The organism is Aminobacter sp. P4_D5, from assembly GCF_056401815.1.
This window is the reverse complement of record NZ_JBFUIP010001282.1, coordinates 1-540: the sequence shown is the minus strand read 5'-3', so window position 1 is coordinate 540 and position 540 is coordinate 1. Positions and strand designations below refer to the sequence as shown.

The following is a 540-nucleotide window of genomic DNA, read 5'->3' as shown; positions in this document are numbered from 1 at the left end:
AGACAGATCAGATAGTCCGGCGTGACCGACTTCTTGACGGGAACGGCAGGCGCCTTCTTCTCGACCTCGATGCGGGCCGGCACGGAGCCGAGCGACGAAAGGGTGCGATGGACCTCGACGATCAGACCTGAAAGGTCGTTCACGGAAACCGGGTTGTTCGACACATGAGCCGAGACGATTTCCGCGGTCAGGCCCAACAGATCGCCGACGGAAGAAGATTCTGACATAGGGTTTGTTCCTATCCACTAGAAGATCGCAGGGTCTACAGGGTTGCACCGCCATTCCGCAAGACGGATCGGCATGCAGCGCCCGGTAATAATCCATTACGTAGGTGAAAGCGAAAATGATGACGGCAATGCAACTGGTGGATGTTTCGGCCGACACTTGCCCGATGACTTTTGTGCGCACGCGACTTCGTCTYGACCGCATGCAAGCGGGCGAGGTCCTGGAGGTCCGTTTCAGGGGCGACGAACCTCGTCAAAACCTGCATCGGAGTCTGTCCGAGCAGGGACATTCAATTCTGCTCATAGAGTTTGGAGA

General features: G+C 56.8%; 2 protein-coding genes. One reads left to right on the top strand and one right to left on the bottom strand.

The genetic code is table 11. From position 1 onward, the window contains the following. The coding region (locus tag AC1DWF_RS37955; RefSeq protein WP_476843561.1) for a MucR family transcriptional regulator at positions 1–227 on the bottom strand (227 nt) is incomplete at its 3' end. Between the two features lie 116 nt (positions 228–343). Here AC1DWF_RS37955 and AC1DWF_RS37950 point away from each other — a divergent pair. Continuing rightward, positions 344–540, top strand: a 197-nt coding sequence (locus AC1DWF_RS37950) for a sulfurtransferase TusA family protein (protein ID WP_476843560.1), incomplete at its 3' end; no start/stop codon positions are given.